Here is a 26,557-nt window from a genome sequence, read left to right as displayed (position 1 = left end):
ACAGGGAGGCCGTCCCTTTCGCGTGCGAGAGGTAGGCGGCCAGTTCAAGGGTCAAGCGTGTGGGGTATTCAGGTGGTCGGTGTGGGGCTTGAGTCGAACAGTTCGGCGATCATGGGTCGATTGCGTCGGATGCCCAGGCAACACAGGTGGTAGTCGATGGAAAACGGGTGATTTACAAAGGTAATCGGGGTCGTACCGGGCGTTTCGGCGTATTCGACCGCCGATACAAAACCGATACCGATACCCTTGGCGATCGCATGCACGATGGCTTCGCGGCTGTTGAGTTGCATCACACAATTAAGCGAGACACCCAGGCGTGTGCAGCTTTCCTCCACCAGTTGGCGGGTGCGCGAGCTTTTTTCACGCATCACCCATTTCTCCTGACTGATCTGCTCCACATGCACCTCCTTCTGGCTGGCCCAAGGATGGTCGTTGCGCACCACGGCAATGATCGGGTAACGGTGGTAAAGCTGCGTGTCGAAGCGCTGGTCGAATTCGGACAGCGCCAGGATCGCCACATCGATATCAAAATTGAACAGCCGGTCCAGGGTTTCCTTTTCGGGTGAGAAGGAGGTTTCCAGCTCGATATCCGGGTGACGTTGCATCAGCTCGTACGTCAGGTTCATCGCAATCGGCGGCGACACCGCCCCCAGGCGTAACATGCCGAGCTTGCGTTGCTTGAAACTCTGCAGCAATTGCACGGCTTCATCCTCTTGCCCGAACAGGCCCTGGGTGATCGCATACAGCTGGTGGCCCGCGGCGCTCATTTCGACAAAACGCCCGCGCCGGTGGAACAACTCAACGGAGAACTTCCTTTCCAGGGCATTCACCTGTTCGCTGACGGTCGGCTGCCCAACACTCAGGAACTCGGCGGCAAGGGTGAAACTGCCGGTCTTCGCCACCGCATGAAAGGAGCGCAGCCACTTGTGGTACTGGTACATGCAAAGGTCCTGTGGCTGGCTCAGCGTCTGATGAACAGTGCGACCACCGCGCTGCTCAGGCAGGCAGTCGTCACCACCAGAAAGATCAGCGACGTATTGCCGGTACTGTCGAGCATACTGCCGATCAGCGGTTCCGCCAGCCCGGCAAACAGGTAGGACGAGAAATTCATCACACCGGTCGCGGTCCCGGCGCGCTTGGCGCCGACCAGGTCCGGGCACAGAGCCCAGAAACTCGACGCCGGGCCATAGACGAAAAAGCCACACAGAAACAACGCGACCAGGCCGATGGCGCTATGCGGCGGCAGGCTCCACATCCACAGGCTGGTGGCGGCACCGAGGACCATGTACAGCATGATCGCCAGGTAGCGTTTTGAGCCGAACAGCTTGTCCGACACCCAGCCATTGCTCAAGGCGCCGATGGCCATGCCAACGGGCAAGGCAACGGTGATCCACTTGGGGTCGACCAGGCTGTCGCCGCTTTTCCAGTTGGCGCCCAGGAAGTGCACCGGCACCCACACGATCAAGCCGTAGCGCGCAGCGTTCTGAAACCCCAGGGACACGGCTGCGATGATCAGGCGGGCATTTTTCAGCACCGCCTTGTAGCGCTGTAACGAGCTTTCGACGGCGCCGTGCGCCACCTCATGGTTCTTGTCTTCGGCATTGGCCACGCCGGTATCGGCAAGGGCTTCGAAACCCATGTCCTGTGGGCGTTCGCGGGCCACCAGGTAAAAGATGATGCCGCCGGCGAGCATCAGCAGCACCGGCAAGCGGAAGATCCAGCGCCATTCCAGTTGCAGCACTTCAAGCACGATAATCGATGTGACGTAGGACAGGATCGAGGCGCAACCGGCGGCGAAGACATAAAAGCCGTAGACCTTGCCGCGCTCGCCCGCGCTCCACCAGTTGGAGATCAGCCGGCTGCCGGGCGCCCAGCCCAGGGCCTGAAAATAGCCATTGAGGCCCCAGGGCAGGATCAGGCTGGCAAAACCGCCGGCAAAGCTGGTCACCCAGTTGGCGGCGCACGACAGCACCGCGCCGAGGGTCATGATGCGCCGCCCGCCAAACTTATCGGCAAGGTTGCCGTTGATGGCCTGGCCGATAGCGTAGGCCCACAGCATGGCCGCAGAGGCCCAGCCGAGGGTTTCCTTGGTCAAGCCGAACTCGGCCTGGATGCCGGGGATGGCAAAACCGAAGGTTTGCCGGCCAGTGTAGAAAAACAGGTAGCAGAACATCGCTGCCAGCAGCATTCGCCATTGGGCGACTCGAAACGAGGCGGTTTTCACGGTAAGGCCAGGCAAGGCTTGGGCACGGTTCATGATCTTTTCCTTTTTATTGTTGGTTCCCACCGAGTGGTGTCGGTGGGCGCACTCTTGCGAGGGTGCGGCAGGAAATCGTCGCTACAGGGGTAAACGGCTGGCTTCAGGCGGCGTGGGCACCGATGAAGTTTTTGCCGCGTGCGCCCTGCAGGGCGAAGTTGATCATGGCTTCGGCCTGGGAGGCTGTTACACCGTAGTCGGCAAACTCCGTCTTCACCTCAAGGCTGTGCAGAAAGTCGCGCAGCCTGTGTTGGGCGTGCTGCAAGTCGCTGCCGAAAATCCGCTGAAGGGTTCGGTCACGCGCTGCGTTGCGACCCCAGGCCAGGCCCAGCACCAGCGGCAGCGTGAACGAGCAGGCAATGCCATGCGGCAGGCCGTGGTGCAGGGTCATTTCGTAGGAGATGGAATGGGCGAGGGCGGTCTTGGTGTTGGAGAACGCCAACCCGGCTTTAAGGGCCGCCAACGCCATGCGCGAGCGCAGTTCCTGATTGGCCAGGTCACGCCGCAGCAACGGCAGGCATTCGAGGATGTCTTCGATGGCCGAAATGGCGAACGTATCCGAGATGGGGTTGGCATTGATGTTCCATACCGCTTCCAACGCATGGGACAAGGCGTCCAGCCCGGTGGAGACGGTGACGCCGGCGGGCACGGTGAGCATCAATTGTGGGTCGATGATCGCCACCTTCGGCCAGGTACACGCCAGGTGCAGCGAGTACTTTTTCAGGCTCGCCGAGTCCCAAATGGTGGCCCAAGGCGTGACTTCACTGCCGGTTCCCGCCGTGGTGGGCGCGGCAATCAGGATTTTGCTGCGCGCAGGCACAAAGGGTTTGCCCGTGGCCAGCAACGCCAGCAACTCATCGAAACGGCCGGACTCGGTGCCCACAATCAGCGCTTTGGCCGTGTCGATCGCGCTGCCGCCGCCCACGGCAATCACCGCATCACAGTCGCCGGCTACCTGCCAGAAACGTTCATAGGTATCGCGCAGTTGCGCCACGTCGGGGTTGGGCTGCACGTCTTCGATGAGGTACACCAGGCGGTCGCCGAGCAGGTCCTGGATGCGTTCCACCAGGCCCAGCCCACGCGCTTCGGGAAAGGTCACCAGCGCCACGGTCTGGCCTTGGGTGATGTCGGCAAGCTCGAGCAGGCTGCCGCAGCCGAAACGCGTGTCTACTGGGTTGTGAAATCGGGCAGTCATGGCGAGTCCTTTGTTTTTGTTGTTGGAAGTGGCCCCATAGTCGGGGCGCTTCAACAAAGGCTCAAATCGATAATTCGCGGGTGTGCATCGGCTGGGCCGATAACGGGCCGGTTCAGGCGTGATTGAAGTGGGTGCGCGGTGCGACGGTTGAGGCTGCAACATCCCATGTCAGCAGGAGTTGAGTGATCGCCGCGTCGATAGCCACATGCGGCACGTTATCGCGCGCCAGAATCGAAACGCCCTGCAAGAAACTGTCAAATACCGTCGCCATCGACGCTGCCTGCGTGGTGCCCGGCAATTGCCCAAGACGTATCCCGCGCTCAATGCAGGCCACAATCCCGGCCCGGGTGCGCACGCGTGATTGCGTCAGCGCATCCGCGACCCGCGCATTCTCCGGGCTGGGTGCGCTCATCACGCCCAGCGCCACCATGCAGCCTTTGGGGTGCCCGTCTTCACACTGCATGCGCGCCGACTGGCGCAGCGCGGTTTCGATGGCCTTACACGGGGGCAAAGCCTCATCCCACAGGCATTCGGTGACCTGGGCGTAGGTGGCCAGATAACGCTGCACGCATTCATCGAACAGCGCTTCTTTGGAGCCGAATGCGGCGTAAAAACTCGGCGCGGAGATACCGCCACCCAACCCGGCCTTGAGCTGGGCGAGGGAGGTGGCGTCGTAACCGTGCTGCCAAAACAGGTGCATGGCCTGTTCCACGGCCTGGTCTCGGTCGAAATTACGCGGGCGGCCCATTTGTGCCATGTCGGGAATCCTCTGGGTAAGCGAGATAAATACTAGTCGATACATAAGTCGTTGACAACGAGCTGTGTGTGCACGCAACATTTATATCGATCAGTATCTAAGTCATCTCAAGGAGTCTCCCGTGACACCCTCACTCAGCCTATCCGCGGTATCCGACCGTCTGCCCATTGGCGCCTTGCTCGCCCTGGCCATGACCGGCTTTATCTGCATCGTCACCGAAACCCTGCCCGCAGGGCTGTTGCCGTTGATCAGCGACGGCCTGGCGATTTCGCCGTCGATGGCCGGGCAGATGGTCACGGCCTACGCGCTGGGGTCGGTGCTGGCGGTGATTCCCATGACCATTGCCACCCGTGGCTGGCGGCGGCGCAACGTGTTGCTGCTGACTATCGTCGGCTTTCTGCTGTTTAACTCCATCACCGCGCTGTCGTCCCAGTACGGCGTAACCCTGGTGGCGCGGTTCTTTGCCGGCGTGGCGGCAGGGCTGGCCTGGAGCCTGCTGGCCGGTTATGCCCGGCGCATGGTTGCGCCGCATCAACAGGGCCGGGCGCTGGCACTGGCCATGGTGGGTACGCCGATTGCGTTGTCGCTGGGTGTGCCGCTGGGCACTTGGCTGGGCAGCCTGGTGGGCTGGCGTACGACGTTCGGCCTGATGTCGGCGCTGACGCTGCTGCTGATCGTGTGGGTGCTGGTGAAAGTCCCGGACTATCCACCGCAGCCTGCGCACCAGCGGCTGTCCCTGGGCCAAGTGCTGACCACGCCCGGCGTGCGGCCGGTGCTGGCGGTGGTGATCAGTTGGATGTTGGCGCACAACATTTTGTACACCTACATTGCCCCGTTTGTGGCGCGTGCAGGCTTGGCTGAACGTGTGGATTTAGTCTTGCTGGTGTTCGGCATTGCCGCGTTGGTGGGGATCTGGTTGACGGCCAAGCTGGTCGAGCCGTTGTTGCGTAAGACGGTGCTGGCAAGCCTGGTGACGTTTGCGGCGGTAACCCTGGTGTTCGGCTTTTTGGGCAGCGTGCCGCAGGTGATCTACCTCGGCGTGGCCGTGTGGGGCCTGAGTTTTGGTGGCGCCGCGACACTGCTGCAAACCGCGTTGGCCGATGCCGCTGGAGAGGGCGCGGACGTGGCGCTGTCGCTGAACGTGGTGGCGTGGAACAGCGCCATTGCGGCCAGCGGCGTGGTCGGTGGCGTGTTGCTGGAGACGTGGGGCGCCGCCTCATTTCCATGGGCAATGGCGCTGTTGCTGCTGGTGGCGTTGGTGATTGCCTGCACGGCGCATGCCCATGGCTTCAAACCGGGACGGCGGTCAGCCGATGGGCCTGCGGTGGCGGGGCACTAGGCGCTAAGCGAGCTTCACGGTCATGGTGCCGCCTGCCAGTTCGGCAAGTTGCTTCTCCGGCAGGCGCAGCATCCTGCGTGAAGCGCTGGCGTGCTTTAACGAGGTGGGGAGCCTGGCGCAGGTGGCCTGGAATTCGATCCGTCAGGCGTCGCACTAAAGTTTAAAGTGAGGGTCCATTAGGCTCCTCACTTTAAGATATAAAACATGCACTTACGCATTATTGCAGTCGGCCTGTCGGCGTGTGTTCTGCTCTCGCCCGGCGCGCAGGCCCGCAGCCTGCTGGACCTGATCAAACCACCGGCCCATGAACACACTTCGCGCTCAAGCTCCATCAGCCAAAGCGCGGCCCTTGGTCTCTATTCCCGTCAAGAAAAACAGCTCTCCTTCGACGGCTGCGCGGACCTGTTTCCTGGCGCCACGCCGATCAACACGGCCACTGTACCCGCCTCGATGAAACCCATGGCGCTGTGTTCGGATCACTTTGCGGTGCTCTACTCGCAAACCAGCAAGACGCCTTTGGTGGTGGTCGAGCGTTTGAACGCCGCACAGTTGAAAGACGCCAAGGGTGAAGAGCGCACCAACCAGTTTTATCCCGATCCGCGCATTCCCAAAGGCGCCCGCGCCGAGCTGAGCGACTACCGCAGCCAGCACCCGGCGGTGGACCGCGGCCACCAGTCCCCAGCCGCCGATGCGCCAAGTGCAAATGCCATGGCGCAGTCCTTCGCCTTGTCGAACATGGTGCCGCAAGACCCCACCAATAACCGCAAGATCTGGAGCAAGGTCGAGGCCGACGTGCGCAAGTTCGCGGTACGTGCAGGCGGTAATGTGTTTGTGTTCACCGGCCCGTTGTTTGATGCCGGCTACAGCACCATCGGCGACAACAAGGTGTGGGTGCCGACACGCCTGTTCAAGCTGGTGTACGACGCTTCGTCCAAACGTGCCTGGGCCTATGTGCTGCCCAACGCCGAAACCCGTATCCAGAAGCCGATGGACTACGACACCTTTGTGAAAAGCACCGGGCTCAAGTTGCTTGGCAATTTGCCGGTTACCGGTTCAGAGGGGCGGACATGAGCCCTTTCGGCCGGTCTGTCTGACGCTTGATCGGCCCGTTGTACTGACACCCACGGGGTGTCGGCACAGCGAGCGCCTCAGGGCTTTAGACTTTTTCGATCCAGCCTGCCGGCGCTTCAACGTCGCCGTTCTGGATGCCCGTCAACTCATTGAACAAACGTTGGGTCATCGGGCCGGCTTCATGTTCACTGTGGAATACATGCAGGTGATCGTTGTAGCGGATACCGCCAATCGGTGTGATAACCGCCGCGGTGCCGCACGCGCCGGCTTCCTTGTACGCCGCCAGGTTGTCGATATACACATCCTCTTCCACCGCCTTGAGCCCCAGACGGCTTTGCGCAAGCTCGATCAACGAGGCGCGGGTGATGCCAGGCAATACTGAAGGCGAACGCGGGGTCACAAATGTGTTGTCATGGGTGATGGCAAAGAAATTCGCCGAGCCGACTTCTTCGATTTTTTTATGGGTCAGCGGGTCGAGGTAAATGCAGTCGGCAAAACCCGCCTGCCGTGCCTCGGTACCGGGTAGCAGGCTGGCCGCGTAGTTTCCGCCGACCTTGGCGGCGCCGGTGCCATTGGGGGCGGCGCGGTCGTAGTCCGAAATGATGAAGTTGCTCGGTTGCAACACGCCTTTGAACAACGCGCCGACCGGGATGCAAAACACGCAGAAGATAAACTCCGGCGCGGTACGCACACCGATGTTATCGCCCACACCGATGACGAAAGGTCGTAGATACAGCGAGCTGCCTGTTCCGTAGGGCGGCAGGAAGCGTTCGTTGGCCTTGATCACCTGCTTGCAGGCATCAATGAATTGCGCGGTCGAGACGGGCGGCATCAGCAGCCGTGAGCAACTGCGCTGCATACGGGCAGCATTCTGATCGGGGCGAAACAGGTTGATCGAACCATCCTTGCAACGGTAGGCCTTCATCCCCTCAAAACACTGCTGGCCATAATGCAACGCGGTTGAGCCTTCGCTGATATGCAGCTGGTTATCTTCGGTCAGTGCACCTTCCTGCCACTGACCGTCACGCCAATGTGCGATGTAACGAAGGTCGGTTTTCCTGTAGCTGAAACCCAGGTTATTCCAATCCAGTTGCGGATGTTCCATATCACGACTCCCGAACCCGGCTACGGGTGGTATTTATTGGTTCCAGTTGATGCTCAAGGAAGCATCAAGCCATTGGTGGTAAGCGCTCGCCGCCTCATCCGAGGCATGTACCGAGAAGATGAACCCTGGGTAGCCGCCAAACGCGGGAGGTGGTGGTGAAAGATGCCCTGCCTCGAAAAAAGTCACGATCCGGGCGGTTTCAGGGTGCTCCGCGACCTTTTCCAGCCCGCTGAAACCGTTGAAACGGCCATCGCCGCGCAGAGGAATGATGTAGTTTGCTGCCACTTTGGCGGCCGGCAGCACATCGGGCAGTGCCGGGGTGGGCAAACCCAGGGCGGCCTTCATGCACAGTGCGGCGAACGACACGCCGGTGCTCTGTTCCACCACAAAGTGCGAGACCCCCGAGCCCCCTATGCGTGCGCCGATTTCAATCACATACGCTTGCTGGTTGGCATCCAGGCGCAGCTCCACATGGGCGGCGCCCATGGTAATGCCCAGTGCCTTGACCCCGGCGCGCGCGGTCTCACACAGGGCCATGATCAAAGGGTCGTCGATATCTCGACGCTGGCGGTAGATCGTTTCTTCAAACCAGGGCCCTTCGGGTTGGCCCTTGTCGCCCACTGCCAGGACATGCACCCCTTCGATATCGACAAAGCACTCCACAACGAATTCTTTACCCGGCAAATACTGTTCAACAACCAGGCCTGCGGCTTTGTCCTGGTCATAGAAACGAGCCAGGTCCTTGCTCTGGACCTCCCAGACCGCGTTGACGAGGGCAGGAAGCTCTTCGGCCGTTTTGGCCAGCATCACACCGGTGCTCGACCAGCCGGAGAGCGGCTTGATCACCAGTGGCAACCCCAGGGCGCGGGTTTGCGACAGGTCGTGCGGGTTATCGATGTAGCAAAAGCCCGGCGACCTCAAGCCTGCCTCGGCAAAGGCCTGGCGCATCAGGTACTTGTTGCGGGCCAGCGCCGCCACATGCGGATCGATGCCAGGGGTACCGATTTTTTGCGCCGCCAGTGCCGTCCAGATGATCGCTTCTTCGCGAACCGTCATCACCCCGCCAATCCCTCTCTCTTGCACGCCGGCCGCGAACGCTTCCAACGCCACCTGCGGCTCGTCGAAAACCGGCAGCTGCCAGGTCGACGTGACTGCCGGCAAGTGCGCGGGGGCGCTTTCGGTCGTGTCGTAAATCAGTACCAGTTCAATACCTGCCGCTTCTGCGGCCTCAAATACAAAGGACAACTTGGCACTGCGGTGGCAAACCAACGCCAGCTTTTTCATTTTATTTCCTCACTAACCGGTTGGTTTGGGGGACGACGCTTGAACGTCCAGCCCGAGGCGCCTGATGCATCCATGAATAACAGGGTGATCCCCACCATGACCGCAATCATCGCGACGATTTTTACTGCACCCAAGGTCGTGCCGGAGCCGATCAACCACTCACCGGTGACCACGGCGAACGGTGCCAGCAAGCCAATCGCATTGGCATACAGCACGCCGCCCTCGGCCAAAACCTTCTGGTACAACACATACACCGGCGCCGAGCAGGCAGCCCCCAGGATCAGCACTTTGAGCGCATCCTCAAGGTTCAGGCGCAACAAGGGCGCGGGGTCGAGAATGAACAGCGGCACAAAGCACGCCGCGGCGATCAGCGTGACCCAGGCCAGCGAGTTGATCAGTGGCAAATCCTTGAGGTAGCGCTTGGACAGCAGGCCATAAACGGCGTAGGAAAGCGCCGCGACCAGGGCCAGCGCAATGCCTGATGGGCTGACTGCGCCAACGTCGCCGGTGTGGGTATTGAACGCCAGCGCCGCGACACTGACGATCACCACACCCGCCAGTTTGAGCCAGGAAAACCCCAGGCTGCGTGTCAGCAGGCCCAGCAGGTAGGTAATGCCCGGAATCGTCGCCAGGACCATGGTCAGGTCGCTGGCTTTCAGCGTTTTCAAGGCGCCGAAGCTGCAGACAAAATAGAGCGAGAACCCCAGGATCGACAGGATGAAAAACCCCGGCATCCTGGCGAGCAGCGGCTTGGATGACAGCGGCGGTCGCGTGCCGAACGCCACGATCAACCATAAGGCGGCGGTTGTGGCCCACAGCCTGAGCCCAACGGCATGCATCACCGAAATGCTACCGAGCAGGTTTTTCGAGAGCAGCCAACTGATCGAGAACAACGCGAGAATGGCCACGGTGAACAGCAGCAGACGGACCTTCAATGCATTCATTGGGGGCACTCGGCCAGCACGCGGCGTGCGTAGTGCGTGGCCGGGAAATTGAAACGTGCCAGTGGGGTTTGCGGTGTGCCCAGATGCTGCTGCACATAGGCTTTGGCACCCGCCAGGTAGGTCTCGTCGTCGAGTGCTTCGAGGGCCTCGATATCGGCAATCATCGACACAAGCTTTTGGTCAAGACGCTCGCTGTCAAAGCTGAGGTGGCCGTGCTCGGTTTCGACCAATGCCTTGGCATTGATCAGCATCTCAAAGAGCAAAATCCCGGTGCCAGCATCGAACGTCATGTGCTGGTCCGAGCCCTTGGGGTAGCGGAACATGCGCTCGAGCAGAATGAACTCGGCGATTTCACGCCAAAAGTCCGGACGGTGTTCCAGCACCAGGCGCACCGTAATCAGGTCACACTTGGTTTCTTCCAGCAGGCCGGTAAACCAGTTCAGCTTTATGTACAGGTTTTTGTCCAATGGGCGTGGCCCGGTGTGGTGCGCATAGTCATGGTAATAACCCCACAGGCAACGCGCGTCGTACATGTCTGGCTCAGACATCTGGCGGCTGCTCAATTGGCCGAACAGGAACGGGCTTTGGCGCCCGAACAGACGGTCTGCCTCGACGAGTGTCTGTTCGTTGTAGATACGCAGAAACTTGCTGAAGAAGAACAGCGCGAAGGTTTGTTTATCGACCTTGGCTGCCGTCGCCACGGACTCTGGAAACAGCACTATGCAATTGCCTTGCAGGAACCCCTTCGAGGCCGCTCCCAGCTTGATGCATTGAAACGGTGCCACGTACTGCTCGGTGTACTGCGCGGCCTTTGCCAGGTAAGGGGTTTCACTGCGGTAGCCGGTGACCAGCTCCAGCCGAAAGCCTTCGGGGTCAGGGCCGTTGGTCGCGCGCATGGGGGCCAGTAGAAACAAGGCGTCGCCGGGTGCAGGGGTGCTGAAACTGGCGAGAGTTTTATCGAATAGAGGCCGTTGATCCAGGCCATTCTTCAGCCAGTTGCCCAGGTCTTCCAGGGTCGCCGTCAACAGCGGCGCAGACAGCCCGTCGATGATTGCGGCGTGCCGGTCGAGCTCGGTGATCAAGCGGTTGATGAGGGCATGGTCGGCTACGTTCGGCGCCTTGATGCTGCCATCCAGTTCCTGGCGGGCACGCACTTCATCGACGATATTGACCAGGGTCGACAGCGGATCAGGCTTTTGCATGGTCGGCTCGCTTCAGCGAATGGACCAGAAAGGCCATCGGCACCTGGCCGAAATCCTCAATGATGTTCAGCTCATGCAGGTCTGCCGCGACCACGGTGGTCACGCACGCATCTGCCTGGCCAGTGCTGCACAGCACGGCGGCATCGGCATTGCTGTTGGCGAACACTTTGCGGTAGTGGCTTGCCACCAGGGATTGGGGCGCGGGATGGGTTGCCACACTCTTTATCTGGTCGGCGCTGGTACGGCTCGCAAGCACCATGGAGTGGGTCGGCATGATGAAGCTGTCGCACAGCTCCATATCGCCCAGGCGGGTAAAAATCAGCGTATGCAAATCGGGGTACGCGGCGCAGCTTAAAAGATAGCCGTCCTGTTTTCCGGACAACTCATCAAAGGCTTGCTCAAGCGTCTCATGCAGAACAATTCGCTGCGTGCCATTGCGCGCTTCACGAGAATCAAGCCACCACTGCGCGGCGGTGGCGCAATTGGTACCCTCGGGGCCGAGCGTATAGATGGTCGGACTGATAGCCGTGTGCATGCTTTAACTTCCTTGTCAGAGCCCAGCGGACAGCGGGCCAGAATCCATTCCTGCCACCCATTGGTGGCTGCCTTGGCGGAGGTTACTGTAGGTTTTTTGTTCAAGCAATACACCCGGCGAAACTAAACGTTGCCACCTTCGCAGGCGTTGCCTGGCCGTCTGAATTCCTGCAAAGGCCGACCCTGTCAGGGTTTATACTCACCGCCAAACTTCCCCCCCGATCAAATCCGAGAAAGCCCATGAGCACCTCCCTTTCCCTGACCCCCGCGCGCAAGCCTATCGCGCCGTTGGCGGCTTTTATCATCCTGGTGGCCGGTGCCGTATTCCTGCAAAACAGCGTCGGCTCGCGCCAGGTGCTGTTGCTGGTGGTCGGTGCCGCATTGGGCTTGACCCTGTACCACGCCGCTTTCGGATTCACGTCGGCCTGGCGCGTATTTATCAATGATCGGCGCGGCGCCGGTTTGCGCGCACAGATGGTCATGCTGGCAGTGGCGGTGTTGCTGTTCTTCCCGGCGCTGGGAGCGGGCACGTTGTTCGGGCAGCCGGTGGTCGGGCTGGTGGCACCGGCTGGGGTGTCGGTGGTGTTCGGGGCGTTTATCTTTGGTATCGGCATGCAGTTGGGCGGCGGTTGTGCGTCCGGCACGCTGTTCACCGTGGGCGGCGGCAATGCGCGCATGCTGGTGACGCTGCTGTTTTTTATCTGCGGTTCGCTGATTGCCACGCACCATGTGGATTGGTGGTTCGCGTTGCCGGCGTTCCCGGCGGTGTCCATCGTCAAGAGCTTCGGCGTGTTGCCGGCCATGATTCTGAGCCTGGCCGTGTTCGCGGTCATCGCACTGGTCACCGTGCGTTTGGAGAAGGGCCGTCACGGCCAGCTTGAACCCGGCGTGAGCAGCGAGCACATCGGCCTGCGCCGCTTCCTGCGCGGGCCTTGGCCATTGGTGTGGGGGGCAATCGGTTTGGCGCTGCTTAACTATGCGACGCTGGCGCTGGCCGGGCGGCCATGGGGCATTACCTCGGCGTTCGCGCTATGGGGCGCCAAAGTGGCCAGCGGCTTGGGTGTGGACGTGGCCAGTTGGGCGTTCTGGCAAATGCCGGGCAATGCCAAAGCCCTGGCAGCGCCCGTGTGGGAAGACATCACCAGCGTGATGGACATCGGCATCGTCCTCGGCGCGCTGTTGGCTGCGGGCCTGGCCGGGCGTTTTGCCCCAAGCCTGAAAATCCCGGCACGCTCGCTGGTGGCCGCAGTGATCGGTGGTTTGCTGCTGGGCTATGGCTCGCGCCTGGCCTACGGCTGCAACATCGGCGCGTACTTCAGCGGCATCGCCTCCGGCAGCCTGCATGGCTGGGTGTGGTTGGTGGCAGCGTTTATCGGTAACAGCGTCGGTGTGCGCCTGCGGCCGTTCTTCTTCGCAGGCGAGCGACCGCAGGTGGCCTTGAGCGGTTGCTGAAGCCCAACGACCTACAAGGCAGGCCCATGATCAGAGAACTGAGAACCTTCGTAAGCGCTGCCCGCCGTGGCACCTTTGCCGCCGCCGGGCAGCAGGTGGGGCTGACGCAATCGGCGGTGAGTGCGCAGATCAAACACCTCGAGGACGCCCTGGGCGTCAAGCTGTTCGACCGCACCGGTCGCTCCGCCACGCTCAATGCGGCCGGGCAGCGCGCGGTGCCGCTGGCGGAGGAGATCCTCGATATTTTCTCGCGCATGGGCGCGCCCGACAGCGCCAACAACTTTCACGGCTCGCTGCGCATCGGCGCCATCGGCAGTGTGCAAACCGGCCTCCTGCCCCAGGCGCTGGTCGCGCTTAAACGCCGCGCGCCGTTTATCGAGGTCAGCCTGGTGCCCGGCGTTTCGCTCAACCTGCTCAGCCAGGTGGATGCCGGTGAGCTGGACCTGGCGATCATGATCCACCCGCCGTTCAACCTGCCCAAAGACCTGAATATCGAAGTGATCGCCCGCGAACCCTTTGTGCTGATTACCGCCAAGGACGTGCAGGGCGACGACCCGCTGCAGATCCTGCGCGAGCAACCCTTCGTGCGGTATGACCGTGGCTCGTTCGGCGGGCGCCAGGTCACGCAGTTTCTCAAGGAACACAAGATCCAGACCCGGCAAGCGCTGGAACTCGACGAGCTGGACGCCATCGTCAAGATGGTACGCAGCGGCCTCGGCGTGTCGCTGGTGCCCCTGGCCGGCCTGTGGCTGGAACACGGCAGTGACGTGCGGGTTTTGCGATTGGACAAGCTCACGTTCTACCGTGAAATCGTGCTGCTGACCAAGTACACCCAGCGCCAATTGCCGCTCTTCGAATTATTCAGGGCGTGCGTCATCGAAGTGCTGGATGCGCCGAAGTAGGGCGCGAGCATCGAAATTATTGAGGCTCAGGGCGAAGGATATCCGCTTTATCCGTGGGGCTTTCTGGTGAAGAATCGGGTTCTAACCAAACAGAACCTGCAGGTAGCCACCGTGAGCCTTTCTCCCTTTCACCTAGCGATTCCCGTCTACGACCTGGCCGCCGCGCGTCACTTCTACGGCGATGTGTTTGGCCTTTCGGAAGGTCGCTCCAGTGCGCAATGGGTCGACTTCGATTTCTACGGCCACCAACTGGTGATTCACGAGCACCCCAAGACGCAATCCCAGGAATCGGTGCACTCCAATCCGGTGGACGGCCACGCTGTGCCGGTGCCGCATTTCGGCATCATCCTGCAGTGGGACCAGTGGGAAGCCTTGGCCGATCGGCTGCGCGCGCGGGAGACCGAGTTTGTGATCGAACCCTACATCCGCTTCAAGGGTGAGGTAGGCGAGCAGGCCACCATGTTCCTGTTCGACCCGTGCGGCAACGCCCTGGAGTTTAAGGCGTTCAAGGACATGAGCCAGCTGTTCGCTAAGTAATTGCTCACCGTGCGCAAACGTCCCAGGGTGATTTGCGCCGCTGAGCCGGTATGTCTGAATCGGTCCTCAAGTGGTCCGGCACCTGCCTGTCGCTCATCGGCGCGGGTGCTTACCATGGCTGCATCAACCACTGTGATGCAAGCCACAAGGACCCGTCATGAGCCGCAAAGCCCTTATCGTTATCGATGTGCAGCATTCGTTCCGTCATTCTGCTTACTGGTCCGAAAATGACCTGCCGTTGTTCCTGGAAAAACAGCAAGCGCTGATCGATGGGTGTGTTCAACAGGGCATCCCGGTGATACAAGTCTTCCATGTTGAAGACCAAGGGCACTTTTCGATGGCATCGGGCAATGTCAAAACCTTGAGTGAGTTGTCGATCAACCCCGACCTGATCATCCACAAGCGCTTTCACAGCGCCTTCGCCGGCACGCCTTTGGCTGCACGGCTTACGGAGATGGGCGTGAGCGCGCTGATCATCAGTGGCATCCGCACCGAACAGTGCTGCGAAACCACCACCCGGCAGGCGTCGGACAGCGGTTTTGCAGTGGATTTTGTCAGCGAGGCGACCCTGACCTTCCCGATGGCCCACGCACGCAGTGGCCGCGAATACAGCGCCGCCGAGATTCGTGAGCGTACCGAACTGGTGCTGGAAGAGCGCTTTGCGCGCATCGTCACCGTCGCCCAGGCGCTGGAGCGTTGAACCCGTGAGCGTGCCGGTGCTGTTCGTGCTGTTGCCCAATGTGCTGATGCTGGACTTGGCCGGCCCCGCCGAGGTGCTGCGCCTGGCCGCGCAGAGCGAGGACCCTGCGGCTCTCGACTTCGACTTGCAGTACGTCAGCCCGGTGCCGTCCCTGCAAACCTCGATTGGCTTGCCGCTGGCCGGCTTGGCGCCCCTGCCGCCAAGCCTGGCGCCCGGCACGCTGGTGGTGTTGGTCGGCTCCACGTCAAAGGTGAGCAAGGCGCAGCAGCAGGCGTTCGAGTCGGCCAGCGACACCTTGACCCAATGGCTGCAAAGCGTGTTTGCAGCGTCGGGCCAGCGGCTGGTTTGCGTGTGCGCCGGCGCATTAAGTGCCGCCCGCGCGGGGTTGCTCGATGGCCGCCAGTGCACCACCCACCACGCGCTGTGCGAGGCATTGCAGGCCCTGGCGCCCAAGGCCCGCGTGCTGGAAAACCGGCTGTATGTCACGGACGGCCCGGTCAGTTGCAGCGCCGGTGTCACGGCGGGCATCGACCTGATGCTGCACCTGCTCGCCGAGTTGGCCGGGCCACGCCTGGCCTGCAGTGTGGCGCGCGACATGGTGGTGTACATGCGTCGCAGCGGCGCCGACCCGCAGCTCTCAGCCTGGATCACCGGTCGCAACCACCTGCACCCGGCCGTGCACCGTGTGCAGGACGCCATCACCGCGGCGCCCTGTGAAGCCTGGACCGTCACACGCATGGCCGAACTGGCGTGCACCAGCAGCCGACACCTGGCGCGGCTGTTCCACGAACACGTTGGCATCAGCCCGCTGGATTACCTGCACACGCTGCGTATCACCGTGGCCCGTGAACTGCTCATGGCGTCGAGCCTGGACATGGAAACCGTCGCCGAGCGCGCAGGCTTTGGGTCAGCCCGGCACCTGCGGCGTATCTGGAGCAAATATGAGGTGGGGACGCCTTCAAGCGGGCGTGTCGGCGCCGCTGGTTGAGGCTTGATCGGCCTCGGCTTCGAGTTTGGCGCGGTCTGCCTTGCTGATGTACTTGTCTTTGCTTTTCGGCGCCAGTTTGGCGCTGGCCTTCTTGGCTTTAGCCTTGAAGAGCTGCTTGAGTTTTTTCTGGCGGTTCATGTGTCGGTGCCTGATGGGTGAAGGCCCGGATGATATCAGGTTAAAAACCTGGGTCGCTTTTTAGCGTCAATCTGTGCATTGAACACCCTGGGGTTTTACCAATAATCGGGCCGTGAATTCAGCACAAACGGAAAACACCGATGAGCCTCCACACCCGCACCAAACGCCTCACCGTCCCGCAACTGGTCGCCATGAAGGGCCAGCAGAAAATCGTCTCCCTCACCGCGTACTCCAGCGCCATCGCCAAGCTGATCGACCCGCTGGTCGACTTCATTCTGGTGGGTGATTCCACGGCGATGGTCGGCTACGGCCGGGCCTCGACCTTGAGCATGCAGCTGGAAGAAATCATCGGCCACACCCGCGCCGTGGTCGACAGCACGCGCCTGGCCTGCGTCATTGCCGACATGCCCTTTGGCAGTTATCAGGAATCCAACGAGCAAGCGTTTCGCAACTGCGCCCAAGTGCTGGCGCGCACTGGTTGCGATGCGCTGAAGCTGGAGGCCAACGTGGCGTTGGCGGGCACCGTCGAGTTTCTGGTGGCGCGCGGCATTCCGGTGATGGCCCATGTGGGGCTGATGCCGCAGTTCGTCAACGTGATGGGTGGGTTCAAGGCCCAAGGGCTCACGGCCGAAACCGGCGCAGTGATTGCCGCAGATGCCCGTGCCAATCTGGAGGCGGGCGCCTTCAGCCTGTTGCTCGAAGGTGTGGCCGAAGGCGTCGCGCGGCAGATCACCCTGGATTCAAAGATGCCCACCATCGGCATTGGCGCTTCACCGGCCTGCGATGGCCAAGTGTTGGTGACCGAAGACCTGTTGGGCCTGGGCGGCGAACACCTGCCGCGCTTCGTCAAACAGTACGCAGATGTAGGCGCGGTGATTCGCGATGCCTGCGAGCGGTTTGCCGACGATGTGCGCCATGGCCGTTTCCCTGAAGCGCGGCATTGCTACGGGCTTTGATCGATCGCCTCGGCCAATCGCTTCACGGCCTGGGCGATATCCTTGCTCCAGTCGAGGGTGTAGGTCAGGCGCAGGTGTTGCGGCCAGGCGCCATGCTGGCTGAACAGCTCGCCAGGGGCGATGACGATGCGTTGGGCCAGCAGGCGCTCAAATACCTGACGCATATCCACCGCATGCGGTGCTTGCAGCCAGAAGCTGGCGCCGCCTTGGGGCGCGATCACCTGCCAATGTTCCTCCAGCAAGGCTTTCATGCCGGTCATGCGCTCCAGCAGCAGCGCCCGCAGCGCTTTTAAATGCGCGTCGATACGCTTGGAGGTGAGCAGCTTGGCGATCGCCTTTTGCCGGATCGGTGACAGGCGAAACCCACGCTCCAGAAACACCCGCTGCAATTGCGGCGCGTGCCCGTGGCACACCACATAGCCATACGGCGCTTCCGAGCCGATGACTTTATCGAAGGTCGAAAACACCAGCAGCTTCTGCAGGTCGGCGAAGTCGCGATAACGCGGCGGCTGCGCTTCGAAATACAACTCGCCGTAAGTGTCGTTTTCGAACAGCCAGATATCCCGCGCCGCCAGCCAGCCGCAGATCTGCTGCTTGTCCTGTGCCGGCATCACCCCGCCCTGGGGGATATTCACCGTCGACGACAGCACCGCCAGGCGAATCGGCTCACGCATCAGCACGCCTTCCAGCGCCGCCAGGTCGAAACGCCCGTGGGCATCGAGCGGCATTTCGATCACGCGAATCTTCGCCGCTTGCAACTGACGCAGGATCGCCCACGAACACGGTGACTCCACCAGCGCCACGGTGCCGCACAGGTCCAGGGCATTGAGTGCCGCATCCAGCACGCTGTGCAAGTCCGCGCCGATATACACCTGGTCGGCCTGCCAGTAGCGGTCGGCGGATTGGGTGTAGTGCTCGGCCAACGCGGCACGCAACTCGGGCTCACCGAAGGGTAAGTAAAGCGGCGCGAGAGAGCGTGGGTGCTGGCGAGTCAGTTCACGCTCAAGCATCAGCAGCGGGTTTTCCAGCGACAACAGCATGGCCGGTGCATCGCTGCTCAAGGCAAGCATTCCCGGCTGGCGGGCATTGGCAAACACCTGGTCGAGCAGGTTGGTTTCAGTTGTTACCCGTGCAGGCATGGCCCTCGTGAAATAACCCTGTTTGGGCCGCGCGTAGATCCGCCCTTCATCCTCAAGCAAGGCGTAGGCGTACTTGGTGGTCGACACCGATACGCCAAGGCGCTCGGCCAATTGGCGCAGGGACGGCAGTTTGCGTTCGCCTGACGACGGGCTGGCGTCGATCAACTCGACGAGGTAACGGTAGACCGTCTGATAGGCAAAACCGGCGTCTTTGGGTTTATCCATGGTCCTTTGAGCTGCGCAAAACAGAGTGGGAAGAGAGCCTGGCAGTATCACTCAAGGCGATCTTATTTGCGCGCGTCTCGGGCTGAACAGCCCATGGCTCGGCCCATTGGGTTTGAGGCAACCCATCATGAACAGGGCTAAAGGTTTAGTGAAATCGTTTCATTATCTCTTGCTCTATAGCCAGCCTACACTCCACCTTAATTATTGAAACTGTAAAGACTTGAGTCAAACGTCGGCGTGTTGCTAAAAGGCAAGCAGTGAACTCAAGTCTGTCTCAACTTTTAAGGTGTCAGGTGGTCATGGATAACGCGTTTGAATTTACGATTAAGAGTGTTTGTTTTGACGAGCACTATCGCCCCTCCGAAAACACGCGCACCACCACTAACTTTGCTAATTTGGCCAGGGGCGAGCGTCGTCAGGAAAACCTGCGCAATACCTTGACGATGATTAATAACCGCTTCAATGCCTTGGCGCATTGGGATAACGCTGGCGGTGATCGGTATGCGCTCGAACTCGAGATTGTTTCGGCTCAAATGCAGATCGGTGTTGAAGGCAATGGGCAGGCCATTCCGCTGATTGAAGTGTTGAAAACGACGATTGTGGACCGCAAAACCAATGAGCGCCTTGAGGGCATCGTCGGCAATAATTTTTCTTCGTATGTACGCGACTATGACTTTAGCGTGGTGTTGTTGGGCCACAACAGAGGCCAGGCTGAATTCAGCACGCCCGATAATTTTGGCGACTTGCATGGCAAGCTGTTCAAGTGCTTTGTGAATTCAGCGGCGTACAGGCAGCACTTTAAGAAGTTGCCTGTCATCTGCTTGAGCGTTTCGAATACCAAGACCTATCAGCGAACTGAAAACCAGCACCCGGTATTGGGCGTTGAATACCAGCAGGATGAGTATTCGCTGACCGATGAGTACTTCAAGAAGATGGGCTTGAAGGTGCGCTATTTTATGCCGCCCAACAGTGTTGCACCCTTGGCATTTTATTTTTTCGGTGACGTGCTGAGTGATTACACGACGCTTGAACTTATCAGCACCATTAGCACGATGGACACCTTTCAAAAGATTTACCGGCCTGAAATTTACAATGCCAATTCTGTCGCCGGAAAACGCTACCAACCCAGTTTGAAGCATCAGGATTATTCATTAACACGCATTGTTTATGATCGAGAAGAACGTGGTCGGCTGGCGATTGAGCAGGGCAGGTTTGTTGAGGAAAATTTCATCAAGCCCTATCACGCTGTGCTTGAACAGTGGTCCGCGCAATACGCCGCTTGACTCATCAAACTTACAAGGTTGTGCCTGTCATGAAAAAGTTATTACCCACTTCTACAGCTGGCAGCTTGCCAAAACCGGCCTGGCTTGCTGAGCCCGAGACGCTGTGGTCACCCTGGAAGTTGCAAGGTGACGAATTAATTGAAGGCAAGCAAGATGCCTTGCGCTTGGCATTGCAAGAGCAGCAAGACGCCGGGATTGATATCGTCAGTGATGGCGAGCAAACCCGCCAACACTTTGTCACCACGTTTATTGAACACCTGAGCGGTGTTGATTTCGAGAAGCGTGAAACCGTCAGGATTCGTGATCGCTATGACGCGAGCGTGCCGACGGTCGTAGGCGCCGTTGCGCGCCAAAAGCCGGTGTTTGTCGAAGACGCCAGGTTCTTGCGCCAGCAAACCAACCAGCCGATCAAATGGGCGCTGCCAGGCCCCATGACCATGATCGATACGCTGTATGACAACCACTATAAAAGCCGTGAAAAACTCGCGTGGGAATTCGCCAAGATCCTCAACGAAGAAGCCCGGGAACTGGAAGCGGCGGGCGTCGACATTATTCAGTTTGATGAACCGGCCTTTAACGTGTTCTTTGACGAGGTGAATGACTGGGGCGTCGCCACCCTGGAACGGGCCATTGAAGGCCTTAAATGCGAAACGGCGGTGCATATCTGTTATGGCTATGGCATCAAGGCCAACACCGACTGGAAAAAGACCCTGGGGTCGGAGTGGCGGCAATATGAAGAAGCCTTTCCCAAGCTACAGAAGTCCAGTATCGATATCATTTCGCTGGAATGTCATAATTCCCATGTCCCCATGGACCTGATTGAACTCATTCGTGGCAAAAAAGTGATGGTTGGAGCGATTGATGTGGCAAACCGCGCCATTGAAACGCCCGAGGAAGTGGCCGATACCCTGCGTAAAGCCCTTCAGTTTGTTGATGCCGACAAGCTTTATCCGTGCACCAACTGTGGCATGGCGCCCTTGCCTCGCCGCGTGGCAAGGGGCAAGTTGAATGCGTTGAGTGCAGGCGCAGAGATCGTTCGAAGAGAGCTTCTCAACGCGCGCTGAGCCACCATCGGAAGGGGTGTACCAAGTTGCACTCCCTGTTCAGGATTTACCATGTCATTTCCCACTACGACGGTCGAGCCGCTGAGCTTTCGCGAAGCGCTTGGGCACTACGCATCCGGTATTACGGTGATTACCTCGCACCTGGATGACGAGCCGGTCGGCTTCACGTGTCAGTCGTTCTACAGCGTGTCGATGAGCCCACCGCTGGTGTCATTCAGCGTAATGTCCAATTCGGCCAGCTACCCCAAGATTCGCCAGGCCGGTCGATTCGTGGTCAATATCCTGTCGGGTGAGCAGGCCGGGATTTCCAACCAATTCGCCCGCCGCGGCACAGACAAATGGCACGGCGTGCAATGGCAGCACTCGCCTTTGGGTAATCCGATCATTGCCGGCAGCCTGCACTGGCTGGATTGCGAAATTCACGCCGAACACGCCGCCGGTGACCACCTGATCGTGATTGGTGAAGTAAAGGCGTTAAGTCTGCGAGCAGCGGCTGCGGCGAAGCCCTTGCTGTATTTCAAGGGGCAGTATTGCAACATCGCCGCACAGGGCGTGGTTCACGGGTAGGTAAAGGTGTGGTTAATAATGTAAGTGCCTAGCGTGTTCGTACGCGCTGTCACCCAGGCAACGGTCATACCGCGTTTTATTTGATCGTCAAGTTCTGATCGGGTTGTGCACAGTTCGATATCGCGCTCAGTGTGTAGATCCTTGATCCATAAGCCCGCCTCGCAACGACTATATTTCCCATAAGCCGGTCCCGGAAACCTGATTTCATAGACGGATTTATAGTGGATTACTTCGCCAGGCAGCATGTAGACGCACACGGCATAACTATTCAGGAGGAAAACGAATCCAAGGCTGAAGCCCCCTAAAAACTTGTTAGTCGAAGACATATTAGTGCTGTTGGGCGGGCGATTGCGTTCGGGCCTGAACGCACAATAGAGGCCTGTCACAACGCCGAATACCACATAGGTCGTCCATTCAGGAATCCATGCCATCAAGATGGTTTGCCTGGCAACCCGAGAGGCCCAGCCCATGTAAAACATCCATGCCCCAAGGACGAGAAGCACTAATATCAACGCCGCTATTCTTTTGAATTGTCTCCCGAGTGAGGGGTGTTTCATTGTTTTTTTGCTCGGTTCGTTGGTCGGCTGGGTAGCGTTGAGTGAACACCGGTGTGTTCAACCGATCAATCCACTCAAGCAAAATACCATCTAACCGGGCGCGACGACGCCCACTACTTCTCTGTGCGGCGCCGCAGCAACGAGTGACTTAGCTTCGTAAAAACTCAAGCAAATCCGCGTTGATGACATCCGCATTCGTCGTCGGCATCCCATGGGGAAACCCTGCATAGGTCTTCAACGTGCCATTCTTCAACAGTTTTGCCGACAACGGCCCGGAATCTTCATACGGCACAATCTGGTCATCATCGCCGTGCATCACCAGCACGGGGATCGTGATGCGCCGCAAAGCCTCAGTAAAGTCCGTTTGCGAAAACGCCACAATCCCGTCGTAGTGGGCGATTGCGCAACCCATCATGCCTTGTCGCCACCAGTTCTGGATCACGCCTTCCGACGGTTTGGCACCCGGCCGGTTGTAGCCATAAAAAGGCCCCGATGGTACGTCGCGATAGAACTGCGCACGGTTGGCTTTGAGCTGCGCCTGCATGTCGTCGAACACCGACTTGGGCAAGCCGCCTGGATTGCTCGGTGTTTGCAGCATCAACGGTGGCACGGCGCTGATGATGGCGGCTTTGGATACGCGGTCTTCGCCGTGGCGGGCAATGTAGTGAATGACTTCGCCACCGCCGGTGGAGTGGCCCACATGGGCGGCGCCCTGTACACCAAGGTGGTTGACCACGGCGGCGACGTCGTCGGCGTAGTGGTCCATGTCGTGGCCGTCCCAGACCTGGCTGGAGCGGCCATGGCCGCGGCGGTCGTGGGCGACGACGCGGTAACCGTTAGCCAGGAAGAACAGCATCTGCGCATCCCAGTCATCGGCGCTCAGTGGCCAGCCGTGGTGGAAGAAGACCACCGGGGCATCGCGTGGGCCCCAGTCTTTGTAAAAGATCTCAACGCCGTCCTGCGTAGTGACATACCCCATGTTCATCTCTCCAAAGTGATTGATCGGCCATCAACAGCAACGTGTTGATCGTGACCGGTTGAACAAAGTGCGGCTCAACCGATGGGCGGCCACGCTTGGCTGCCTGATCACTTGAGGTTTACAGTCCGCCTCAAGGTCAATGTGCGCGCGGAGTGGAACATGAGAATAGGCGAACTGGCGAAACTCAGCGGCTTGGCGCCATCGCGCATCCGTTTCTACGAAGCGAGCGGCCTGATCAAGTCGGTCACGCGCAAGGCCAACGGTTATCGGGACTATGCGCCGGAGGCAGCGGGGATGTTGCAACTGATCACGGGCGCACAGGCGGCAGGGTTTTCCCTGGAAGAAATCCGCCAATTGCTGCCGATGAACGCTGGCGGCTGGCAGCATGAGGCGTTGCTCGGAGGGCTCAAGCGCAAGGTCGAGGAAATCGAGGTGTTGCAGCAACGCCTGGCGCAGAATAAGGCCCAGTTGCTGCGGGTGATTGACGGCATCGAAGGCAAGCCTGAGGGCGTGGCGTGTGCGGACAATGCGCAGTTGTTGCTCAACCGCCTGCAGGATGAGCGCGAGAAAGCCGTGCACTGACCTGAAAAAAGCCATTGACCTTAAAGTTGGCTTTAATCTTATGGTGGTCCCACGCCAACTGAGGACTGCTCCATGAATCTGTTCGATCCCCTGTTATTACCCAACGGTTCGACCATCAACAACCGCATCGCCAAAGCCGCCATGGAAGAGAACATGGCAGACGCCGACCAGGCGCCTTCCGCCGATTTGCTGCGTCTCTACCAGGCCTGGGCCGATGGCGGTGCCGGCCTGATCATCACCGGCAACGTGATGGTTGACGGCCGCGCCATGACCGGCCCCGGTGGCGTGGTGTTGCAGGATGATCAGCAACTGGCCAAGTTCAAGCGCTGGGCGCAAGTGGGGCGCGCAGGTGGCGCGCAATTCTGGTTGCAGATCAATCATCCCGGGCGCCAGATGCAGGCCAATCTGGGGCAACAGACCTGGGCACCCTCGGCGGTTGCCATGGACCTGGGCACGTTATCCAAACACTTCAGCCGACCCCAGGCGATGACCGCCGAGGTGATTGCCGAGGTTATCCAGCGGTTTGCGCGCACCGCTCGCCTGGGCGAACAAGCCGGTTTTACTGGCGTGGAAATTCATGCGGCGCATGGTTATTTGTTGAGTCAGTTTCTCTCACCGTTGAGCAATCAACGCACAGACGCGTGGGGCGGCTCCCTGGAAAACCGCGCGCGGCTGTTGCTCGATATCGTCAAGGCGGTACGGGCGGTGGTTAGCAGGGAATTCGCGGTGGCGGTCAAACTCAACTCCGCGGATTTCCAGCGCGGCGGGTTCACCGCCGATGACGCCAAGCAGGTGGTTGAGTGGCTCAACGACTTGGGCGTGGACCTGGTGGAATTGTCCGGTGGCAGTTACGAAGCGCCCGCCATGCAGGGGGACGCGCGTGACGGCCGAACCCTGGCGCGTGAGGCTTATTTTGTTGAGTTTGCCCACGACATCCAGACGGTCGCCAAGATGCCGGTGATGGTCACCGGCGGTATCCGTCGACGCCCGGTGGCTGAAAGCGTGGTGCACAGCGGCGTGGACATGGTGGGCATCGGCACCGCGTTGGCGATTGATCCGCAACTGCCGCGTGCGTGGCTTGAAGGCAAAGACACAGCGTCCGAACTGCCGCCGATCACTTGGAAAAACAAAGCCTTCGCCTCCTTGGCCAATATGGCGCTGGTCAAGTTCCAGCTGCGCAAACTCAGCCAGCGCAAGCAGCCTGATCCCGGCGTATCACCGTTACGCGCATTGATCGAGCAGCAACTGGCCAACGCTTTGCGCACGCGGCAGTATCGCCGCTGGATCGCCAAGCGTAGCGCGTAGGCGGTGGTCAGGACGGGGTCAGTTGCGCCGCCGCAACCTTCACCCGCGTCGCGCGCCGCGCCATCACCCAGGCCAGCACCGGCGCCAGGGTAAACAGGGCAAACAACCACTGTGCCGCGTTGGCGATGCCGGCATTGCCGGTGGCGTCGTTGATACCCGCCACGTTGGAAATCACTCCCGCCAATGCCGCGCCCAGGGCCATGGCGAACAGCTGCAAGGTGGTGATCGACGCGGCGGCCGTGTCCTTGTCCTGCTCCGACGCCACTTGCAGGATGCGCGTCAGCAGGTGCGGCCAGCCCAGGCCGATGCCGAAACCGACCAGGAACAGCCCGAGGCAGATCGGCGCCAGCCGCGCCCATTCACCCAGGCTTTCCACTGGCGTGGTGACGGCTAGCAGCACCAGCCCGGCCACGATAAACAGCGGCCCCGCGAGGATGGCGCGCTGTGCGCTGCGGCCGCTCCAGCTGGAACTGAGGATTTCCGACACGGTCCAGCCGGCCGCCATCAGCGCCGCCATGTACCCGGCAACCAGCGGTGATTGACCATGCAGGTGTTGCAGAAAATACGGCATGAAAATCTCGCTGCTCATGCCGATCACCAGCAGGCAAGTGGTTGCATACAGCGCGCACAGCGGGGCGTCGAACTTCAGTGCGTCCTTGGGCAGCAGCCGTATGGTCGCGGTGGATTCGTGGCGGACCAGTGCATAGACCAGCACGGCGCACACTGCGATGCCCAGCAGGTTCCAGCTCGGCAGCGCCGAAACGCTGCCTGCGCACACGGCCAGCACGGCGGCAGCCAACAGCACCAGTTGTGGCACCGGCAAGCGGGTCGGCGTGCTCGCCGTGGCGTCGCGTGGCGGTAGCGCGCGGTGGGTGAGGACCATATAGGCAAGGCTTATCGGCACCATGGCGCCGAAGGCGAAACGCCAGGCATCCATCTCGGCGAACACGCCACCGACCGCCGGGCCGACCAAGGTAGCCACGCCCCACATGCCTGACACCAGCGCCATTGCTCGCGGCCACAGGCGCTCCTCAAACACCAGTTGGATCATCGAGTAACACAAGGCCAGCAACATGCCGCCGCCCAACCCCTGTATCAAGCGCCCGACCAGCATCACCGGCATGCTCGGCGCCAAGGCGCAGATCAGCACACCGACCATAAAGATCAACGTGGCGACGGTATACGCCAGCCGCGGCCCGGTGCGTTGCAGCAGCTTGGAAGTGAGGGCGGAGCCGAGGATCGAAGCCACCACATACAGCGTGGTGCTCCACGCATACAGCGCCAGCCCGCCGATTTCGGCGACCACCGACGGCAGAATGGTCGTGGCGATATAAGTGTTGGTGGCATACAACGCGATGCCGCCGGAAAGGGCGATAGAACGTGGGGCGTTCTTGCCCCGGAGCAACTCGCTCCAGCTGCTGTCTTGGGTGTGCATCGACGATTCCTTGTGCCGCTGTCCGGCTTGGGTTAGTTTGCCAAGCAATTGCTTTGAATA

Annotated in this window: 26 protein-coding genes; 13 read left to right on the top strand and 13 right to left on the bottom strand. The window is 60.3% G+C overall.

Annotation, left to right across the window (positions count from 1 at the left end):
• Positions 1 to 68: 68 nt before the first annotated feature.
• The 4 genes from HBO41_RS00320 to HBO41_RS00305 form a co-directional block, all read right to left on the bottom strand.
• Positions 69 to 941 (bottom strand): LysR substrate-binding domain-containing protein, encoded by an 873-nt coding sequence (locus HBO41_RS00320; RefSeq protein WP_017137003.1) that lies wholly within the window; start codon positions 939 to 941, stop codon positions 69 to 71.
• A gap of 20 nt (positions 942 to 961) precedes the next feature.
• Entirely contained in the window at positions 962 to 2,257 is a 1,296-nt protein-coding gene (locus HBO41_RS00315; RefSeq protein WP_017137002.1) for an MFS transporter, read from the bottom strand.
• Positions 2,258 to 2,360: 103 nt separating this feature from the next.
• Positions 2,361 to 3,452 carry an iron-containing alcohol dehydrogenase PsrA gene (gene psrA, locus HBO41_RS00310; RefSeq protein ID WP_026013707.1) on the bottom strand — a complete coding sequence of 364 codons (1,092 nt, stop codon included), beginning with the start codon at positions 3,450 to 3,452 and terminating at the stop codon, positions 2,361 to 2,363.
• 112 nt (positions 3,453 to 3,564) lie between these two features.
• On the bottom strand, positions 3,565 to 4,209 hold the full coding sequence (locus HBO41_RS00305) for a TetR/AcrR family transcriptional regulator (RefSeq protein WP_169984764.1): 645 nt from the start codon (positions 4,207 to 4,209) through the stop codon (positions 3,565 to 3,567).
• Between the two features lie 121 nt (positions 4,210 to 4,330).
• Here HBO41_RS00305 and HBO41_RS00300 point away from each other — a divergent pair, with 121 nt between their 5' ends.
• Together HBO41_RS00300 and HBO41_RS00295 are read left to right on the top strand one after the other, a co-directional pair.
• Positions 4,331 to 5,548 carry an MFS transporter gene (locus tag HBO41_RS00300; protein WP_169984762.1) on the top strand — a complete coding sequence of 406 codons (1,218 nt, stop codon included), beginning with the start codon at positions 4,331 to 4,333 and terminating at the stop codon, positions 5,546 to 5,548.
• A 204-nt stretch (positions 5,549 to 5,752) separates the two neighbouring features.
• A complete protein-coding gene (locus HBO41_RS00295; RefSeq protein ID WP_169984760.1) occupies positions 5,753 to 6,619 on the top strand; it encodes a DNA/RNA non-specific endonuclease in 867 nt (288 codons plus the stop codon).
• An 85-nt stretch (positions 6,620 to 6,704) separates the two neighbouring features.
• On the opposite strand, the gene HBO41_RS00290 is transcribed toward HBO41_RS00295, so the two are convergent.
• From HBO41_RS00290 to HBO41_RS00270, 5 genes are read right to left on the bottom strand one after another with little or no spacing between them, the layout of a single operon-like run.
• Positions 6,705 to 7,724, bottom strand: a complete 1,020-nt coding sequence (locus HBO41_RS00290; protein WP_017136997.1) for a branched-chain amino acid aminotransferase — start codon at positions 7,722 to 7,724, stop codon at positions 6,705 to 6,707.
• Between the two features lie 33 nt (positions 7,725 to 7,757).
• Positions 7,758 to 9,008, bottom strand: a complete 1,251-nt coding sequence (locus tag HBO41_RS00285; RefSeq protein WP_169984758.1) for an ATP-grasp domain-containing protein — start codon at positions 9,006 to 9,008, stop codon at positions 7,758 to 7,760.
• Entirely contained in the window at positions 9,005 to 9,952 is a 948-nt protein-coding gene (locus tag HBO41_RS00280; RefSeq protein ID WP_169984756.1) for a DMT family transporter, read from the bottom strand. The genes HBO41_RS00285 and HBO41_RS00280 overlap by 4 nt, the downstream gene beginning before the upstream one ends.
• Positions 9,949 to 11,154 (bottom strand): DUF6421 family protein, encoded by a 1,206-nt coding sequence (locus HBO41_RS00275; protein WP_169984754.1) that lies wholly within the window; start codon positions 11,152 to 11,154, stop codon positions 9,949 to 9,951. The genes HBO41_RS00280 and HBO41_RS00275 overlap by 4 nt, the downstream gene beginning before the upstream one ends.
• Positions 11,141 to 11,689, bottom strand: coding sequence for a hypothetical protein (locus HBO41_RS00270; protein WP_017136993.1), 549 nt, complete (start codon positions 11,687 to 11,689; stop codon positions 11,141 to 11,143). The genes HBO41_RS00275 and HBO41_RS00270 overlap by 14 nt, the downstream gene beginning before the upstream one ends.
• Before the next feature lie 239 nt (positions 11,690 to 11,928).
• Here HBO41_RS00270 and HBO41_RS00265 point away from each other — a divergent pair, with 239 nt between their 5' ends.
• From HBO41_RS00265 to HBO41_RS00245, 5 genes are all read left to right on the top strand, one after another.
• On the top strand, positions 11,929 to 13,140 hold the full coding sequence (locus HBO41_RS00265; protein ID WP_017136992.1) for a YeeE/YedE family protein: 1,212 nt from the start codon (positions 11,929 to 11,931) through the stop codon (positions 13,138 to 13,140).
• 26 nt (positions 13,141 to 13,166) lie between these two features.
• Entirely contained in the window at positions 13,167 to 14,042 is an 876-nt protein-coding gene (locus HBO41_RS00260; protein WP_169984752.1) for a LysR family transcriptional regulator, read from the top strand.
• A 111-nt stretch (positions 14,043 to 14,153) separates the two neighbouring features.
• Complete coding sequence (locus HBO41_RS00255) at positions 14,154 to 14,579, top strand: VOC family protein (RefSeq protein WP_169984749.1); 426 nt, start codon at positions 14,154 to 14,156, stop codon at positions 14,577 to 14,579.
• Positions 14,580 to 14,736: 157 nt separating this feature from the next.
• Positions 14,737 to 15,279, top strand: a complete 543-nt coding sequence (locus HBO41_RS00250) for a cysteine hydrolase family protein (protein WP_099548952.1) — start codon at positions 14,737 to 14,739, stop codon at positions 15,277 to 15,279.
• 4 nt (positions 15,280 to 15,283) lie between these two features.
• Positions 15,284 to 16,267, top strand: coding sequence for a GlxA family transcriptional regulator (locus tag HBO41_RS00245; protein ID WP_017136987.1), 984 nt, complete (start codon positions 15,284 to 15,286; stop codon positions 16,265 to 16,267).
• On the opposite strand, the gene HBO41_RS00240 is transcribed toward HBO41_RS00245, so the two are convergent.
• Positions 16,238 to 16,405 carry a DUF2986 domain-containing protein gene (locus HBO41_RS00240; RefSeq protein ID WP_017136986.1) on the bottom strand — a complete coding sequence of 56 codons (168 nt, stop codon included), beginning with the start codon at positions 16,403 to 16,405 and terminating at the stop codon, positions 16,238 to 16,240. The two genes, HBO41_RS00245 and HBO41_RS00240, sit on opposite strands and share 30 nt — an antisense overlap.
• Before the next feature lie 140 nt (positions 16,406 to 16,545).
• On the opposite strand from HBO41_RS00240, the gene panB reads away from it, so the two are divergent.
• The gene (gene panB, locus HBO41_RS00235) at positions 16,546 to 17,361 is read left to right on the top strand and encodes a 3-methyl-2-oxobutanoate hydroxymethyltransferase (RefSeq protein ID WP_017136985.1); all 816 of its coding nucleotides are present in this window, start codon (positions 16,546 to 16,548) and stop codon (positions 17,359 to 17,361) included.
• Here the strand turns inward: panB and HBO41_RS00230 are convergent.
• Positions 17,349 to 18,725 carry a PLP-dependent aminotransferase family protein gene (locus tag HBO41_RS00230; RefSeq protein WP_169984747.1) on the bottom strand — a complete coding sequence of 459 codons (1,377 nt, stop codon included), beginning with the start codon at positions 18,723 to 18,725 and terminating at the stop codon, positions 17,349 to 17,351. The two genes, panB and HBO41_RS00230, sit on opposite strands and share 13 nt — an antisense overlap.
• A gap of 299 nt (positions 18,726 to 19,024) precedes the next feature.
• Here HBO41_RS00230 and HBO41_RS00225 point away from each other — a divergent pair, with 299 nt between their 5' ends.
• From HBO41_RS00225 to HBO41_RS00215, 3 genes are read left to right on the top strand one after another with little or no spacing between them, the layout of a single operon-like run.
• Entirely contained in the window at positions 19,025 to 20,008 is a 984-nt protein-coding gene (locus HBO41_RS00225; RefSeq protein ID WP_169984745.1) for a DUF1852 domain-containing protein, read from the top strand.
• Positions 20,009 to 20,037: 29 nt separating this feature from the next.
• A complete protein-coding gene (locus HBO41_RS00220; protein ID WP_169984743.1) occupies positions 20,038 to 21,072 on the top strand; it encodes a methionine synthase in 1,035 nt (344 codons plus the stop codon).
• A 51-nt stretch (positions 21,073 to 21,123) separates the two neighbouring features.
• Complete coding sequence (locus tag HBO41_RS00215) at positions 21,124 to 21,639, top strand: flavin reductase family protein (RefSeq protein ID WP_017136981.1); 516 nt, start codon at positions 21,124 to 21,126, stop codon at positions 21,637 to 21,639.
• A gap of 705 nt (positions 21,640 to 22,344) precedes the next feature.
• On the opposite strand, the gene HBO41_RS00210 is transcribed toward HBO41_RS00215, so the two are convergent.
• On the bottom strand, positions 22,345 to 23,175 hold the full coding sequence (locus HBO41_RS00210; protein ID WP_017136979.1) for an alpha/beta fold hydrolase: 831 nt from the start codon (positions 23,173 to 23,175) through the stop codon (positions 22,345 to 22,347).
• Positions 23,176 to 23,334: 159 nt separating this feature from the next.
• Here HBO41_RS00210 and HBO41_RS00205 point away from each other — a divergent pair, with 159 nt between their 5' ends.
• Positions 23,335 to 23,757 (top strand): MerR family transcriptional regulator, encoded by a 423-nt coding sequence (locus HBO41_RS00205; protein WP_017136978.1) that lies wholly within the window; start codon positions 23,335 to 23,337, stop codon positions 23,755 to 23,757.
• 72 nt (positions 23,758 to 23,829) lie between these two features.
• Entirely contained in the window at positions 23,830 to 25,062 is a 1,233-nt protein-coding gene (locus HBO41_RS00200; protein ID WP_169984741.1) for an NADH:flavin oxidoreductase/NADH oxidase family protein, read from the top strand.
• A 7-nt stretch (positions 25,063 to 25,069) separates the two neighbouring features.
• On the opposite strand, the gene HBO41_RS00195 is transcribed toward HBO41_RS00200, so the two are convergent.
• The gene (locus HBO41_RS00195; protein ID WP_169984739.1) at positions 25,070 to 26,497 is read right to left on the bottom strand and encodes an MFS transporter; all 1,428 of its coding nucleotides are present in this window, start codon (positions 26,495 to 26,497) and stop codon (positions 25,070 to 25,072) included.
• Positions 26,498 to 26,557 lie beyond the last annotated feature (60 nt).

The organism is Pseudomonas sp. WS 5146, assembly GCF_012985495.1.
Classification (GTDB): Bacteria; Pseudomonadota; Gammaproteobacteria; order Pseudomonadales; family Pseudomonadaceae; genus Aquipseudomonas; species Aquipseudomonas edaphica.
Note: the sequence above shows the minus strand (reverse complement) of the source record. Positions and strands in the feature narration are given on the sequence as shown.

What these genes read in the sequence shown, in the direction of transcription:
- HBO41_RS00195 (WP_169984739.1), bottom strand. Translation starts at nt 26,497, where the DNA reads ATGCACACCCAAGACAGCAGCTGGAGCGAGTTGCTCCGGGGCAAGAAC.
- HBO41_RS00315 (WP_017137002.1), bottom strand. Translation starts at nt 2,257, where the DNA reads ATGAACCGTGCCCAAGCCTTGCCTGGCCTTACCGTGAAAACCGCCTCG.
- HBO41_RS00265 (WP_017136992.1), top strand. Translation starts at nt 11,929, where the DNA reads ATGAGCACCTCCCTTTCCCTGACCCCCGCGCGCAAGCCTATCGCGCCG.
- HBO41_RS00225 (WP_169984745.1), top strand. Translation starts at nt 19,025, where the DNA reads ATGGATAACGCGTTTGAATTTACGATTAAGAGTGTTTGTTTTGACGAG.
- HBO41_RS00305 (WP_169984764.1), bottom strand. Translation starts at nt 4,209, where the DNA reads ATGGCACAAATGGGCCGCCCGCGTAATTTCGACCGAGACCAGGCCGTG.
- HBO41_RS00320 (WP_017137003.1), bottom strand. Translation starts at nt 941, where the DNA reads ATGTACCAGTACCACAAGTGGCTGCGCTCCTTTCATGCGGTGGCGAAG.
- HBO41_RS00270 (WP_017136993.1), bottom strand. Translation starts at nt 11,689, where the DNA reads ATGCACACGGCTATCAGTCCGACCATCTATACGCTCGGCCCCGAGGGT.
- HBO41_RS00210 (WP_017136979.1), bottom strand. Translation starts at nt 23,175, where the DNA reads ATGGGGTATGTCACTACGCAGGACGGCGTTGAGATCTTTTACAAAGAC.
- HBO41_RS00295 (WP_169984760.1), top strand. Translation starts at nt 5,753, where the DNA reads ATGCACTTACGCATTATTGCAGTCGGCCTGTCGGCGTGTGTTCTGCTC.
- psrA (WP_026013707.1), bottom strand. Translation starts at nt 3,452, where the DNA reads ATGACTGCCCGATTTCACAACCCAGTAGACACGCGTTTCGGCTGCGGC.
- HBO41_RS00215 (WP_017136981.1), top strand. Translation starts at nt 21,124, where the DNA reads ATGTCATTTCCCACTACGACGGTCGAGCCGCTGAGCTTTCGCGAAGCG.
- HBO41_RS00220 (WP_169984743.1), top strand. Translation starts at nt 20,038, where the DNA reads ATGAAAAAGTTATTACCCACTTCTACAGCTGGCAGCTTGCCAAAACCG.
- HBO41_RS00260 (WP_169984752.1), top strand. Translation starts at nt 13,167, where the DNA reads ATGATCAGAGAACTGAGAACCTTCGTAAGCGCTGCCCGCCGTGGCACC.
- HBO41_RS00280 (WP_169984756.1), bottom strand. Translation starts at nt 9,952, where the DNA reads ATGAATGCATTGAAGGTCCGTCTGCTGCTGTTCACCGTGGCCATTCTC.
- HBO41_RS00240 (WP_017136986.1), bottom strand. Translation starts at nt 16,405, where the DNA reads ATGAACCGCCAGAAAAAACTCAAGCAGCTCTTCAAGGCTAAAGCCAAG.
- HBO41_RS00285 (WP_169984758.1), bottom strand. Translation starts at nt 9,008, where the DNA reads ATGAAAAAGCTGGCGTTGGTTTGCCACCGCAGTGCCAAGTTGTCCTTT.
- HBO41_RS00230 (WP_169984747.1), bottom strand. Translation starts at nt 18,725, where the DNA reads ATGGATAAACCCAAAGACGCCGGTTTTGCCTATCAGACGGTCTACCGT.
- HBO41_RS00290 (WP_017136997.1), bottom strand. Translation starts at nt 7,724, where the DNA reads ATGGAACATCCGCAACTGGATTGGAATAACCTGGGTTTCAGCTACAGG.
- HBO41_RS00275 (WP_169984754.1), bottom strand. Translation starts at nt 11,154, where the DNA reads ATGCAAAAGCCTGATCCGCTGTCGACCCTGGTCAATATCGTCGATGAA.
- HBO41_RS00200 (WP_169984741.1), top strand. Translation starts at nt 23,830, where the DNA reads ATGAATCTGTTCGATCCCCTGTTATTACCCAACGGTTCGACCATCAAC.
- HBO41_RS00250 (WP_099548952.1), top strand. Translation starts at nt 14,737, where the DNA reads ATGAGCCGCAAAGCCCTTATCGTTATCGATGTGCAGCATTCGTTCCGT.
- HBO41_RS00205 (WP_017136978.1), top strand. Translation starts at nt 23,335, where the DNA reads ATGAGAATAGGCGAACTGGCGAAACTCAGCGGCTTGGCGCCATCGCGC.
- panB (WP_017136985.1), top strand. Translation starts at nt 16,546, where the DNA reads ATGAGCCTCCACACCCGCACCAAACGCCTCACCGTCCCGCAACTGGTC.